At 72.6% G+C, this 13,666-nt stretch carries 9 protein-coding genes and 1 pseudogene; 2 read left to right on the forward strand and 8 right to left on the reverse strand.

All coding sequences use genetic code 11. The features are described from left to right. Positions 1-21 precede the first annotated feature (21 nt). The 7 genes and pseudogenes from ACESMR_RS16585 to ACESMR_RS16615 form a co-directional block, all read right to left on the reverse strand. On the reverse strand, positions 22-2,028 hold the full coding sequence (locus tag ACESMR_RS16585) for a hypothetical protein (RefSeq protein WP_373048308.1): 2,007 nt from the start codon (positions 2,026-2,028) through the stop codon (positions 22-24). 156 nt (positions 2,029-2,184) lie between these two features. Further along, positions 2,185-2,268 (reverse strand): annotated as a pseudogene (locus tag ACESMR_RS16590) (zinc-ribbon domain-containing protein); the annotation flags it as partial. A gap of 162 nt (positions 2,269-2,430) precedes the next feature. After that, positions 2,431-4,002, reverse strand: coding sequence for a bifunctional phosphoribosylaminoimidazolecarboxamide formyltransferase/IMP cyclohydrolase (purH, locus tag ACESMR_RS16595; protein WP_373048221.1), 1,572 nt, complete (start codon positions 4,000-4,002; stop codon positions 2,431-2,433). A gap of 55 nt (positions 4,003-4,057) precedes the next feature. Then, positions 4,058-4,555, reverse strand: coding sequence for a sigma factor-like helix-turn-helix DNA-binding protein (locus ACESMR_RS16600; RefSeq protein ID WP_373048222.1), 498 nt, complete (start codon positions 4,553-4,555; stop codon positions 4,058-4,060). Further along, complete coding sequence (locus ACESMR_RS16605; RefSeq protein ID WP_373048223.1) at positions 4,552-5,082, reverse strand: MerR family transcriptional regulator; 531 nt, start codon at positions 5,080-5,082, stop codon at positions 4,552-4,554. Before ACESMR_RS16605 ends, ACESMR_RS16600 begins: the two co-directional genes overlap by 4 nt. 365 nt (positions 5,083-5,447) lie before the next feature. After that, positions 5,448-8,354 carry a DUF4215 domain-containing protein gene (locus ACESMR_RS16610; protein WP_373048224.1) on the reverse strand — a complete coding sequence of 969 codons (2,907 nt, stop codon included), beginning with the start codon at positions 8,352-8,354 and terminating at the stop codon, positions 5,448-5,450. Between the two features lie 103 nt (positions 8,355-8,457). Next, positions 8,458-10,404, reverse strand: coding sequence for a serine/threonine-protein kinase (locus ACESMR_RS16615; RefSeq protein ID WP_373048225.1), 1,947 nt, complete (start codon positions 10,402-10,404; stop codon positions 8,458-8,460). A 175-nt stretch (positions 10,405-10,579) separates the two neighbouring features. On the opposite strand from ACESMR_RS16615, the gene dnaK reads away from it, so the two are divergent. Next, complete coding sequence (dnaK, locus tag ACESMR_RS16620; protein WP_373048226.1) at positions 10,580-12,502, forward strand: molecular chaperone DnaK; 1,923 nt, start codon at positions 10,580-10,582, stop codon at positions 12,500-12,502. A gap of 75 nt (positions 12,503-12,577) precedes the next feature. On the opposite strand, the gene ACESMR_RS16625 is transcribed toward dnaK, so the two are convergent. Further along, entirely contained in the window at positions 12,578-13,129 is a 552-nt protein-coding gene (locus ACESMR_RS16625; protein WP_373048227.1) for a hypothetical protein, read from the reverse strand. A 189-nt stretch (positions 13,130-13,318) separates the two neighbouring features. Here ACESMR_RS16625 and ACESMR_RS16630 point away from each other — a divergent pair, with 189 nt between their 5' ends. Then, a complete protein-coding gene (locus ACESMR_RS16630) occupies positions 13,319-13,552 on the forward strand; it encodes a hypothetical protein (RefSeq protein ID WP_373048228.1) in 234 nt (77 codons plus the stop codon). Positions 13,553-13,666 lie beyond the last annotated feature (114 nt).

Raw genomic sequence — 13,666 nt, forward strand, 5'->3', positions numbered from 1 at the left:
TCCACTCCCACGCGGCTTCGCCTACCGCCGCACTTCCGCCTCGGGCCGAAGCCGGAACAACGCCGTGCGGGCGCTGCGGTTGTCCGGGTCCCGGGCGAGCACTTCGCGGAGGCGGGCCTCCGCGGCTTCCCGGTCGGCGGAGCGCGCATCGAGCGCACCCAGCCGCTGCAGCGCGGGGAGATAGGCGATCCGGCGCTCGATCGCCAGCAGATACGAAGCGTGCGCCGCTCGCTCCCTGCCGAGGCGCTCCTGCGCCCTGCCTGCGAGGAGCGGCCCCACCGGCGAGAGCCGCTCGGTCTTGCCGATCCGCTCCGCGTGGCGCAGGGCCTGGGTGGTGTCGCCGCGCTCGAGCGCCACCTCGAATTCCACCAGGCGCGCGAGGAGCTGGTCCGGGTCGAGGCGGAGGGACTCCTCGGCGAGGCGCGCGGCATCGCGGGCGGCGCCCTGGTGGTGGCGCAGCAGCGCGGCGCCGGCGAGGGCGGGGGCGTCGGAGGGAGCGCGGCCGCCACCTGCGAGGAGCGGCTCGTGGAGGCCGGCGAGGAGGAGCGGGACCGGCTCGAAGAAGGGGCCGGGGCTCGGGCGCACGCGCTCGGGATCGAGCTCGGCCAGGGTCCGCAGGGTGCCGTAGGCCGCAGCGGCGCCACCGGCCCGGGCCTCCGCCGCGGCGAGGAAGAGGAGCGGCAGGCGGCGCCACGGGCTCTCCTCGTGGAGGGCGCGGAAGGCGGCGATCGCATCCGCCGTGTTGCCGGCGGCGAGCGCGATCCGGCCCAGGAGCAGGCGCACGGCAGGGTCCTGCGCCGGCAGCAGCGCGGCGAAGGCGGCGGCCTCCGCCGGGGCCGCTGCGTCGAGGGCGTGGAGCGCGAGCTGCCAGGCGAGCGAGGCGGCGCTGGCGGGATCGGCGTCGCGGGTCCTGGCGAGCGCCTCGGCCAGGTCGCCGTCCGCGCGCCGCACCGCGAGCAGGAGCGCTGCCGCGCCGGCGCGGACGGCCGGGTCGAGGTCGGCGCCGCGATCGAGGAGCCTGCCGGCAGCTGCTGCTGCGGTGGCGTCCCCGTCGATCTGCCAGGTGATCCGGGCGAGCTGCAGCGCCGCCTCGTCGGGCTGGGTGGCGCGGAGCGCTTCGGCCCAGGTGCGGACCGCGTCGACGGATCCGACGGAGAGGGCCAGCTCGGCCAGGGCCCGGAAGGCCTTCGCGTCGGCGGGATCACTCCGCAGCCGCGACTGGAGATCGGCGGCGGCACCGGCGGGATCGCCGAGCTGCAGCCTGGCGAGGCCGCGGAGGAGGAGCGCCCGGGAGCGGGTCGGATCGATCCGGAGCGCCTCCTCGGCCAGGGCGAGGGCCCGCGACGGGGACGCTTCGCTCCAGCTGCGGGCCAGGGCGACCAGCGCGCCGGGGCTCCTGCCCGAGAGTTCCACCGCCCGGGCGGCGTGCACCTGCGCCAGCTTGCGGCGCTCGTCGCCGCCGAGGGAGAGGAGCACGTGGGCCCAGGCGCGCTCGATGGCGGGATCGGGCTGCCCGCCGCGGAGAAGCCAGGCGCCGAGGTCGAGCGCCGTCTGCCGGGTGGCGGGATCCTCGAGCGGCGCCTCGAGGAGGGCGACCGCCTCCAGCCAGCCCGTGGCAGCCTCGCGCTCCGCCGGGGCGAGCACCGCTGCGCGGCGGAAGGCGCGCCGGGCGGCGTCCAGGGAGGCGGCAGTGTCGGTGGCCAGCCCCGCCCTGCCCTCCGCGAGCCGGGCCGCGGCGTTGCCGGCGAGCGTGGGCTCCGCCAGCGCCCAGGCAGCGAGCCGGGCCTGCCCGGCGTGATCCTCGGGCGACGGGCGTGACCCGGCGGCCACGACGCCGGCAACGGCGCCGAGCCCCGCCACCACCAGGAGGGCGCCGAGGGTGGCGAGGAGGAGGTTCTGGTTGCCCCGGGGCGGCGGGGGCAGCGGGGGTGGCGGCGCCTCCTCGGGCGCCGGCGGCGGTGCTGGCGCCACCGGCGCGTGCCGCGGCCCCGGCGTGAAACGGAAGGAGCCGCCGGGCCCTGGCGTCACCTGGCCCGGCTCCAGGGGCGGTTCGCCCTGGCGCGCGGAAGTCCCGGCGCCGGATCCGGCTGCTGGTGCTTCGGCGGCGGCGCGGCGCGGGGACCGCTGCTTGCCCGGGCCCCAGGCGGGCCGCGGCCGCAGCAGCACATTCCCCCTGCACCGGGGACAGGGGACGCGAAGCCCCTCCGCCGGCAGGCGCTCGCGGTCGAGGAGGAAGGCCTCTCCGCATTTCGGACAGTCGATCCGCATGGCGCCCCCCAGGCCGATATCGCACCCACCGGCTGTGCCAGGTCGCCGCACGAACCGCAACGGCTGTCGGACCGGCGGGGCCCGATCCGACGCCCGAACGAGACGGACCCTGCCGGCACGGGGCAGGCAGGGTCCCTCGGAAGGCCCGAAACCTCGCCGGGATCAGTGCCGGAAGTGGCGCATCCCGGTGAAGACCATGGCGATGCCGCGCTCGTCGGCGGCGGCGATCACCTCGTTGTCGCGTACCGAGCCGCCGGGCTGGATCACGCAGGTGGCGCCTGCCTCGGCGACCTGGTCGAGGCCGTCGCGGAAGGGGAAGAAGGCGTCGGAGGCCACCGAGCTCCCCTCGAGGGGGAAGCGGGTCTTGAGGCGGGCGATGCGCACCGAGTCGACGCGGGAGGTCTGGCCGGCGCCGAGGCTCAGGATGCGGTCGGGGGCGCCGAAGACGATGGCGTTGCTCTTCACGTGCTTGCAGACCCGCCAGGCGTAGAGGGCGCCCTTCAGCTCCTCGGCGGTGGGCTGCCGCTTCGTCACCACGCGTAGCTCGGCCTCGGTCACCTCGCCGAGGTCGCGGTCCTGGACGAGGAGGCCGCCGACGAAGGAGCGGACCTCGCGGCCCGCGCGCTTCCAGCTCGAGCGGGGCTGGCCGAGGAGCGGGTTGGCGAGGAGGCGGAGGTTCTTCTTATCCGCCAGGGCGGCCCGGGCCTCGTCGTCGTACGAGGGCGCGATCACGCACTCGAGGAAGAGCTCCTTGAGGGCCTCCGCCGCGGCGCGATCCACGGGGCGGTTGAGCGCCACGATGCCGCCGAAGGCGGAGGTGGGATCGATCTCGCGGGCGAGGCGGAAGGCCTCCGCGGGCGTGGCGGCGCTGGCGACGCCGCAGGGGTTGTTGTGCTTGATCACCACGCAGGTCGGCTCGTCGAATTCCTTCACGCAGGCGAGCGCCGACTCGAGATCGAGCAGGTTGTTGAAGGAGAGTTCCTTGCCGCCCAGCACCTCGGCCCAGGCGATCGAAGGCTCCTGCGGCGCGGGATGGGTGCGGTAGAACGCGCCGGCCTGGTGGGGGTTCTCGCCGTAGCGGAGGCTCTTGCCCTCCTGCCCGATCACGGAGAGGAAGCTCGACGCCTTCGGCGCCTCCTGCCCCTCCTCGGCGAGGCCGCCGAGGTATTCGGAGATCGCGGCGTCGTAGGCAGCGGTGTGGGCAAAGGCCTTGCGCATCAGCTCCATGCGCGTGGAGCGCGAGAGCGCGCCGCCTGCGCGGAGCTCGCCCAGCACCCGGTCGTAATCGGCGGGATCGACGACGATGCCCACGTGCATCGCGTTCTTGGCGCTGGCGCGGACCATCGCCGGGCCGCCGATGTCGATCTCCTCGACGCACGCGCCGAAGGAGGCGCCACGGGCCACCGCTTCGCGGAAGGGATAGAGGTTCACGACCACGAGGTCGATCGGTGTGATCTGCTGCGCCGCGAGCTCGGCGAGGTCGGACTCGACGTCGCGACGGGCGAGGATGCCGCCGTGGATCTTCGGGTGGAGCGACTTGACGCGGCCGCCGAGGATCTCGGGAGCCCCCGTCACCTCCGACACCGCCTTCACCGGCAGGCCGGCTTCCTTGAGCTGCCGGGCGGTACCGCCCGTCGAGACGAGCTCGAAGCCCAGGGCGACGAGCCCCTGGGCGAAGGGAACGAGGTGCGCCTTGTCCGAAACAGAGAGGAGAGCGCGCCGAACGCCGGCCATGAGATGCCTCCGGGATGGGATCCGCGGCGCCCTCTACCAGCTTCGGCCCTGCCGTTCAACGACCGGCGCAGCCTGCGGGCTCCTCGTCCCACTCGTCGGTGGTGGCGACGCGCAGCTTGTAGAGGCCGCGGCTCTCCACCTGGCGGATCCGCTCGCGGGTCAGGTTCATGATCGCGCCGACCTCTTCGAGGGTGATCCCCCCGCGGTCGGCGACGTCGAGGGCGCAGGTCTCCTCGAGCTCCCAGACCTCCTTGTCGGGGAAGTTCACCTTGACCGAGCCGGTCTCCGGGTTGACGTCGAGGTAGAGGTGGTGCTTGCAGGAGACGAACATGCAGGGGCGCGGGCCGTTCGCGCACTGCGAGCGGGTCCTGGGACGGTGCGACTCGATCTCGCCGAGCAGCTGCTGCTCCTCGGGATCGACGAGGCCCATCATCCGACGGCGCCGCAGGTCGCGCGCCATCTCCTTGCGGGACATCGTCTTCGAGCGCTGCCGTGCGCTCTCCTCGATCTGGCTCTCGTCGTTCGTGGGAAGCGTCATCTCGAGCTTGTTCATGTTCCCTCCCGATCCGTGTGCGCTGCAGCCCGCGCCGCCACCAGGTGGCCTGCGAGGCGCTCGATCCGTTCCGTGAGGCGCGCGGCGGACTCCCGCACGCGCGCCAGATCCTGCTGCAACCGCTCGCGCTGGCGCGGCGCCAGCTGCGTCTCCGCGACGGAGCGCTCCAGGCGCGCCCCAATCTCGTCGAGGCCCTGCTCGACCACGTCGAGCTCGCCCCGCAGGTAGAGGAAGCTGCCGCGGATCTCGTCGAGGGTCATGCCCTCGGCCATCATCGCCTTGATGGCGTTGAGCCGCCGGATCACCGCCACCGGGTAGACGCCCCGGCTCCCGCGGTGCTTGCCCTTGGTGCCGACCCGCCTGCTGCGGGGAAGCAGCCCCACCTGCACGTATTTGCGGAACGTGCCCTCGCTGAGGCGCACGCCCCGCGAGCGGAACATCGCCAGCACCTCGGCTGCGGTGACGCCGCTCGCACCGAGCTCGCGCTCCATCTCCTGGATTTCGGCTGGCGAAAGGATCGTCCGCATCGGGCCTCGTTCCGCGATATCGCTTGGATAGTCTCGCTTGAGTGGAATTGCGTCAATGGACGGTCAACTTTGTCGTCGGGAGACCCTGTGGATTCTTTTCGAAGATGGATCGGTCAGTGAATTCCCCGCGCTTCTCGTCGACGCTCGTCACGCGTGAATGGAGTCGTTCGAAGGGAGTGCGTGGATTCGCCGCGGGCCATCGGCCGCGGCGCCCGGAAGCGCCTTGCTTCCGCTCCGGGCCGTCCGCTCACGCGGCGTCTCCGATGCGGTGCGAGGAATCGCCCGGAGCGAAGCTGCCAACAGAAAGGGGCGCCACCCCTCGCGGGATGGCGCCCCTGGCGCTTCAGCGCTCGACCGCTGCGGCGTTACCGCTGCCGGAGCTCGACGAAATAGGGCTCGACCGTCGTGGTGACGTCGGCATCATCGGCGTATTGCACGCGGAAGTAGTAGGTGCCGTTGGCCCGCGGCGTCCAACTGAGCAGGGAGCAATTGCCCCAGCCGCCATCGTCCGCCTCGAGGATCATCGTGGTGCCATCGACGTCGTAGAGGACGATCTTCGTGTCGTTGCTCGACCCGTTCACGCGGAAGCAGCCACCGGCGATCCCGGCGTAGGTCTCGATCTCGTACGTGGTTCCGGCGCTCACCGTGAACGAGTAGTAGTCGCGGTCTCCCGGGCCGACGTCGGCGTCGAGCTGCTCCCCGGCGGCGATCGGGTTGGCGGTGAGCGAACTGTCGTTGGGCTCCGTCTCGGCGAGGGTCGGCGCCGAATGGACGTAGAGCGTATAGGCCCCGGTCGCGGCCGCTCCATGGGTGCTGGCCACCACGTAGAGGTGGTCACCGGCGGCGACGCCGACGGTGAGCCGGCTGGTCCCCGTGCCATTGGGGTTCGCGTCGTCGTTGCCTGCGGTGCAGCCCAGCGTCGGGTGGGCCGGATCGAAGCCGTTGGTGAAGGCATGGAGGTAGCCATCCCCGCTCCACTCGACGTGGAGGGTCACGGTCTGCGCCGCGCCGGTGAGGTTCTCGTAGTGGTACACGTCGTAGTGGACCATGTTCGCCGTCGCGGTGCAGGCCTCGTCGGGGCGACTCCACTGCGGATCGGAGGAGTCCAGCGACCCGATGAGCCAGCCGTGGCCTCCGGCTGCCGGCACCCGCAGGCTCTCTGCCTGGCAGCTCGCACTGCAGCCGTCGCCGTCGGCCGTGTTGCCGTCGTCGCAAGCCTCCACGCCTGCCTGCACGAAGCCGTCCCCGCAGGTAGCCACCGTGCAGGCGCTGGTGCAGGCGTCGGTGTCGTCCGTGTTCCCGTCGTCGCAGGCCTCCATCGCCGGCGCCCCCAGGCAGGTGATGGCGTCGAGCATCTCGGCGACGCCGCAGTTGTCGTAGTCGATCGGGTTGGTGCTCGCCGTGCAGACGAAGGCGACGCACTCCCAGTTGTAGGCGTGCGGCATGGGGTCGTCGTCCTCGCCGGCGCCGCCGCCCCAGCTCACGCTCGCCGCGCGCAGGTAGCCGAGGCTCTGGCAGATGCCGTGCTCGGGCGCGTTGCCGTTGGTGCTCACGTCGATCGAGCAGGGGCCGGTGCAGGAGCCACCGTCGTCGCAGACGTGGCCCGCGTTGCCGCCGGGGTTGGTCACCACCGGGCTCTCCACCGTCGCCAGGGCCGGCGACATGTCGACGGTGCCATTGCCGCACCGTGCCACCACGCAGGCGTTGGAGCAGGCGTCGTCGTCCACCCGGTTGCCGTCGTCGCATTCCTCCAGCCCCTCGGTGGCGCCGTCGCCGCAGACGGCGAGCCTGCAGCCCGTCGCGTCGCAGACCCAGCCGGGCTCGACCTGGCAACCGGCGCAGCCGTCGCCCGCGGTGTCGTTGGCGTCGTCGCAGGTCTCGCCCGTCCCCACCAGGCCGTCCCCGCAGGCGGCGATGGTCTCCGCCGTGAGCGTGAACGAAGGCATCGTGGTCAGCGCATCGAAGGTGGTGGCGAGGACGGCAATGCTGCCGCCTGCCGGCACGTCGACATAGGTGACGAGGCTGTCGAGGGTGTTGTTCCAGTCGTCGTTCGCCGCCACGCACGAGGCGGCCGGATCGGTGGGATCGAAGGGCACCGAGGAGATCTCGAGGAAGCCGTCGACGCTTCCGCCCCAATTCGCCAGAACGTTCACGACCACCGGATGGACGCCGGGGTTCACCAGCTCGACGAGCACGTAGTAGTGCGCACCGCCGCTCTGGCGACCGCAGCCCTCCCCCATCCGCGCGTAGGTCGGGCTGGTCGCGGGGACGCTGCCGGTCCTTGCGCTCGACTGCCCGACCGGCGCCACGACGAAGATCTCCTCGGCGCAGCTTGCGTCACAGCCGTCGCCGGCGGTGGTGTTGCCGTCGTCGCAGCTCTCCCCCGCCTCGACCGCTCCGTTCCCGCAGACCGGGCAAGGCGCGACCTGGTCGCAATCGGGGTCGTCGCAATCGTAGGCGCCGTCCCCATCCTCGTCGCCCGGCTCCCCACAGCGCTCGACGTTGGCGCAGCCCCCGGTGTCGACGGTGCAGGCGCTCGTGCAACCGAGGGTGCCGCTGTTGAAGCCCCAGGTGCTGCAATCCTCGCCGGCAGGGGCCGCGCCGTCGCAGACTTCGCCGCGCTGCAGGACACCGTCGCCGCAAATGGGGCACTCGAAATGCCCGCTGCATTCGTCGTCCGCGCAGTCGGCGTCGCCGTTCTCGTCCTCGTCGCCGGCGACGCTGCAATCCTCGAAGGGCAGGCAGGCGCTGGTGTCGAAGGCACAGGCCTCGGTGCAGCCCAGGGTGCCGCCCGAGAAGGAGAGCCCGGTGCAGCTGGCGCCGCCCAGGTCCCCGCCGTCGCAGGCCTCCGTCGTCTGGTTGATCACGCCGTCGCCGCAATGGGGCTCGTTGCGGCACGTGGGACCGCAGCCGTCGCCGGCCTCGCGGTTGCCGTCGTCACAGACTTCCCCCCTGTCGACCACGCCGTCGCCGCAGCGTGCCTCCGTGCAGTCGGTGCGGCAGGCGTCGGGGGCGTTGTCGCTGTTCGCCTCGCCGTCGTCGCAGGCTTCGTCCCCCTCGAGGATGCCGTCTCCGCAGATCGCGGCGCTGCCCCCGGCGCCGCCGCTGCCACCGCTCCCCCCGGCGCCGCCCATCCCCCCGATGCCGCCCGCTCCGCCCCCGGCGCCGCCGCCGCCGGTGCCCCCCGCCGCGGGCGGAGGAGGCTCCCCACCGCCACAACCGACGAAGACGCCGCAAAGCGATACCACCACAGCCAGATGCCTGAAGCCCAAGCTCCCCTCCCGTGCTCGAACTGCTGGTGAAACGACGAGCGTGGCAGGAGGCGCCTGGCGGCCCCGGCTTATTTTTTCTGTATTCCTCTGCCGGCCTGGACGGTCAGTCCTCCGCGCAGCGCCGCGGGATGCGCGCATCCCGCGCCAGCTCGACCACGCCCTGTTCCTCGAGCCGAAGGGCGAGCTGGCCGGTGGCAGGAATCTCCACGGCGAGCGCGCAGCGGATCCCCGAGGCGCCGACGCGGAACTCGAGCCGGTGGGCCCCGGCGGGCACGTCGAAGACCGCGGGCATCGTCCGCAGCGCAGCGAGCTTCGCCCCGTCGACGAGGGCCACCGCGGGCGTCCAGCTCGAGAGGACGAGCCGGCCCAGCGGCCCCGGTGCATCCGCCGCCGGCTCCGGCGCAGCAGCCTTGCGCGGCGCCGGTCGGCGGGTCGTCTCCGGAGCTGGCGCGGCGCGGACTGCCGCCTCCTCTCCGCCGCCAGCCCGTTCCGCCACGGCAACGGAGAGCGCGGGGCTCACCGGAGCCGCTTCGGCAGGCGCCCGGGGTGCGACCCGCTCCACGGCCCCGCCGCCTGGCGCAGCATCCTGCCCGGTGCCGACGGCCTCCGCGGGTGCGGGCGGATCCCCCACGCTCGGAGCGGATGGCTCCGTCGGCTCGTCCGGCTCCTCCGCCACGACCGGCGGCGCTTTTGCAGCCGTGGGTTCCTGCGCCACGCCGGGCGCCGGCGCCGCGACCGGCGCCATCGTCGTCGCCTCCGCCACCGGCGCCACCGAGCCCTGCCGCCCTGCTGCCCACCAGCTCCCGCCGGCAACCAGCAGCAGCGACACCCCCGCCAGCGCAGCGCGGCCCCGCCACCGCGTCCCCCCGCCGACGCGCGCCGCCTCCTCCTGCCCTCCGCCAGCAGGCCGCAGCGCCACCGCCGTCGCAGCCGGCGCCGGCGGCGGCAGAGGCCGAAGCCCGGCCACCGGCCCCTCGCGCACCGCCCCCGGCTGCACCGTCGCCGCCTCGGGATCGAACCAGCCCTGCGAAACCGGCTCGAGCTCCGCCGAGACGATCTCCACCGAGGCAGGCTCCGCGGCCCCGCCCTGACCCGCGGCGCCGACGACCGCGGTCCCCGACGACAGCTCCCGGAGGAACGCCGCCAGGTCGGTCTCCGCCGGCGAGCGCACCAGCCGCTGCCTGCACTCGGCGAGCGCCCGCGCCGCCTCGTCGCCGTTGGCAGGCCGCAGCGCCGGATCCCGCTCCAGCAACTGCAGCACCAGGTCGTCGAGGAATCCGGGGACCTCCGGCGCGAAGCGCGAGGGCGGCGGGATCTCCCGCTGCACCACCTGGAGGAGCACCGCCCCGTCGGAAGCGCCGTCGAAGAGCGGCCGCCCGGTGAGGCATTCCCAGAGCACGACGCCGAGTGCGAAGACGTCCGCCCCCGCATCGAGCGCGAGCCCGCGCGCCTGCTCCGGCGCCATGTAGGCGCATTTGCCCCGGACATGGCCCGGCCGCGTCACCGTGGAGCGCCACGCCGCCTTCGCGATCCCGAAATCGGCGAGCTTCACCTCGCCCTCCCGGGAGAGGAGCACGTTCTGCGGCGACACGTCGCGATGGACCAGCGCGAGCGGGCGGCCCTGCTCGTCGCAGAGCCGGTGGGCGTAGCCCAGCCCCCGGGCCACCTCGCCGGCGACGTGGACGCTGCGGGCGGGGCCGAAGCGGATCCCCCGGGTCCGGCAGATCCGCTGCAGGTGGGCGAGGGTCGGCCCCCGCACGAACTCCATGGCGAGAAACCAGGTGCCGTCGACCTGCCCGAAGTCGAAGGTGTGAACGAGGTTGGCGTGGCCGAGCCTGGCGGAGAGCCGGGCCTCGTCCAGGAACATCTCGACGAAGTCGGCCTCGGAGGCGAGCTCGGGGCGCACGACCTTGACCGCCACCTCCTTCTCGAAGCCGCCCTCGCCGGAGAGCGAGGCCCGGAAGACCGTGGCCATGCCGCCACCCCCCACCCGCTCGAGGAGGGTGTAGCGGCCGAATCTGGCTGGCAGCGCGATTTCAGGCGCGCGCACGTTCGCTCCGACTGTCGAAAGGGGGGCCCCCGACTCTACCAGAGGCCCGCCAAGCGGCCAGACCGCCTGGGGAAAAAAGCGCCCCGGCCTTCGTTGACAGGTTCGATGCCGTTCTTAAGGTGGCGGTTCGAAAGCCCCCGACAGCCGGGGAGAAGATTCGAACAGCGAGGAATACGTGGGAAAGATCATCGGAATCGACCTCGGCACCACCAACTCCGTCGTCGCGATCATGGAGGGCAAGGAGCCCAAGGTGATCGCCAACGAGGAGGGGCACCGCACCACCCCGTCGGTCGTCGGCTTCGCCAAGGACGACGAGGTGCTGGTCGGCCAGGTGGCGCGCCGCCAGGCGATCACCAACCCCGAGAACACCGTCTACTCGGTCAAGCGCTTCATGGGCCGCAAGTACGACGAGGTGAAGCAGGAGGCCGAGCGCGTGCCCTACAAGGTGGTGCGCGACGCCAACGGCGACGCCGCCATCGAGGTGAAGGGCAAGCACTACACCCCGCCCGAGATCAGCGCGCGCATCCTCCAGAAGCTGAAGCGCGCCGCCGAGCAGTACCTCGGCGAGCCGGTCACCGAGGCCGTGATCACGGTGCCTGCCTACTTCAACGACTCGCAGCGCCAGGCCACCAAGGATGCAGGCAAGGTCGCGGGCCTCGACGTCAAGCGCATCGTCAACGAGCCCACCGCTGCCGCGCTCGCCTACGGCCTCGACAAGAAGTCGAACGAGATCATCGCGGTCTACGACTTCGGCGGCGGCACCTTCGACATCTCGATCCTCGAGGTCGGCGAGAACGTGGTGGAGGTGATCTCCACCAACGGCGACACCCACCTCGGCGGCGACGACATCGACGAGCGGGTGATGCAGTTCCTGATCGCCGAGTTCAAGAAGGACACGGGCATCGACGTCTCGAAGGACAAGATGGTCCTGCAGCGCCTCAAGGAGGCGGCGGAGAAGGCGAAGATCGAGCTCTCCTCCACGATGGAGACCGAGATCAACCTGCCCTTCCTCACCGCGGATCAGACCGGCCCCAAGCACCTGGCCCTCAAGCTCACCCGCGCCAGGCTCGAGCAGCTCATCGACGACCTCGTCGAGCGGAGCATGGAGCCGGTGCGCAAGGCGCTGGCCGACGCAGGCAAGCAGCCCGGCGAGATCGACGAGATCGTCCTCGTCGGCGGCTCGACCCGCATTCCCCGGGTCCAGGAGGCGGTGAAGAAGTTCTTCGGCAAGGAGCCGAACCGCTCCGTGAACCCGGACGAGGTCGTCGCCATCGGCGCCGCGGTCCAGGCCGGCGTCCTCTCCGGCGAGGTGAAGGATCTCCTCCTCCTCGACGTGACCCCGCTCTCCCTGGGCATCGAGACCCTGGGCGGCGTCTTCACCAAGCTGATCCCGCGCAACACCACCATCCCGACCCGCCGGAGCGAGACCTTCTCCACCGCCAGCGACAGCCAGACCTCGGTGGAGGTCCACGTGATGCAGGGCGAGCGCGAGATGTCCGCGGGCAACAAGACCCTGGGCCGCTTCCACCTCGACGGCATCCCGCCCGCCCCCCGCGGCGTGCCGCAGATCGAGGTCACCTTCGACATCGACGCCAACGGCATCGTGCACGTGAGCGCGAAGGACAAGGCCACCGGCAAGGAGCAGAAGATCACCATCACCGCGTCCTCCGGCATGAGCAAGGACGACATCGAGCGCGCGGTGCAGGACGCCGCTTCGCACGAGGTGGAGGACAAGAAGCGCCGCGAAGAGGTGGAGACCCGCAACAAGGCGGACACGGTCGCCTACCAGACCGAGAAGCTCCTCGCCGAGAACAAGGACAAGCTCCCTGCCGAGGTCGCCGCCGAGGTGGAGGGCAAGGTCAAGGAGCTGCGCGCCGCCCTCGAGCGGAACGCCTCCGCCGAGGATCTCCAGAAGGCGATGGACGAGCTCACCGCCGTCTCCCACCGCATGGCGGAGGAGATGTACAAGAACGTTGGCGGCGCAGCCGCTGGCGCCGGCCCCGACGTGGGCGGCGCGCCGCCTCCGGGCGCAGGCGCTGCGGGTGGCGCGGCCAAGGGCGGCCCGGACGTCGTCGACGCCGAGTTCGAGGAGAAGTAGGCCAGCGCGCCCGGCAACGGGCGCCAGGTCCAGCTGCGCGAGAGCGCCCCTGCCCCAGGGCAGCGGGCGCTCTTGCTATTTCGGCAGCGCCAGGTTGCGCGCCCGCCAGCGCCCCAGGCCGATCAGCCCGAGGAAGCAGAGCGCGCCGGCGAGGAGTGCCGGGAACGACAGCCCCTCCCCCGCGGCCAGCGCCGCCTCCTCCTCCCCCGCGGCCAGCGCCGCCTCCTCCTCCCCCGCCGCCTGCTGCCAGCGCCCGTCGAGACCGGCGCCGCCGTCCGGCCCCGCCTTCGGGCTCTCCGCCGCGATGGCGGTGGGCACCCAGCGTCCGTCGAAGCGCCGCAGGAAGAAGAGCGCGTTTTCGCCCACCAGCCAGCCCGGTCCGTGCTCCGGCGGCGCGCGGAAGGTGATCGCCTCCGCTCCCGGATCCCCGCGGAGCGCCCGCTCGATCACCACCGAGACCCAGCGCGGGCCCCGCGTCCCTCGATCCGCCTCCACCTGGACCACGCGCCCCCGGAGCACGAGCTCGGCGCCTTCGGCCATCTCTCTCGGGTCGGTGCGGATCCGCTCCTCGTGGGCGGATGCCGTGGTGGCGGCGAGCAGGAGGAAGGCGACGGGAAGGAGGCGCACCACGGGAGGGTGGGCGCACACGGTGGAGAGGGAAGCCCCCAGCGGGGCTATCTACCTCCGACAGGACTCTTTACATCTCAAAATAATCAAACCAAACTATCCAAACCGTCGGCCGCACGCCTGCCCCCCTGGCGCGCGGCCCCGGCGCTCAACGACCGCTGGCCCCGCCCGGCCGCAAGGAGAGTCACCATGCGCAAGGTTCTGCTCACCGCCCTCCCCCTCGTCGCCCTCGCCGCCTGCGCCACCTCGCAGCCGAAGCCGGTGGAGGCGCAGTCCGAGCACCAGGCCCTCGAGGCCCCTGCCACCGAGAGCGAGGCCATCCCCACCGTCCCCGAGATCCCGCTGGAGACCGAGGCGACCCCTGCCCCCGAGGCCGCCGCGGAGGAGACGGCGCCCGTCGACGCCACGGCGGCGAACGAGTAGCGACAGGCGTCGGCAGGCCCCGAAGCCTCCCCCTGGCCGCAGGGGCCGCCGGTGTCCTGACGCAAAGACGCCCCGGCACGCATGGCGTGACCGGGGCGTCGCCTTTCTGCAGTG

It is taken from the genome of Vulgatibacter sp., from assembly GCF_041687135.1.
Lineage (GTDB): Bacteria > Myxococcota > Myxococcia > Myxococcales > Vulgatibacteraceae > JAWLCN01.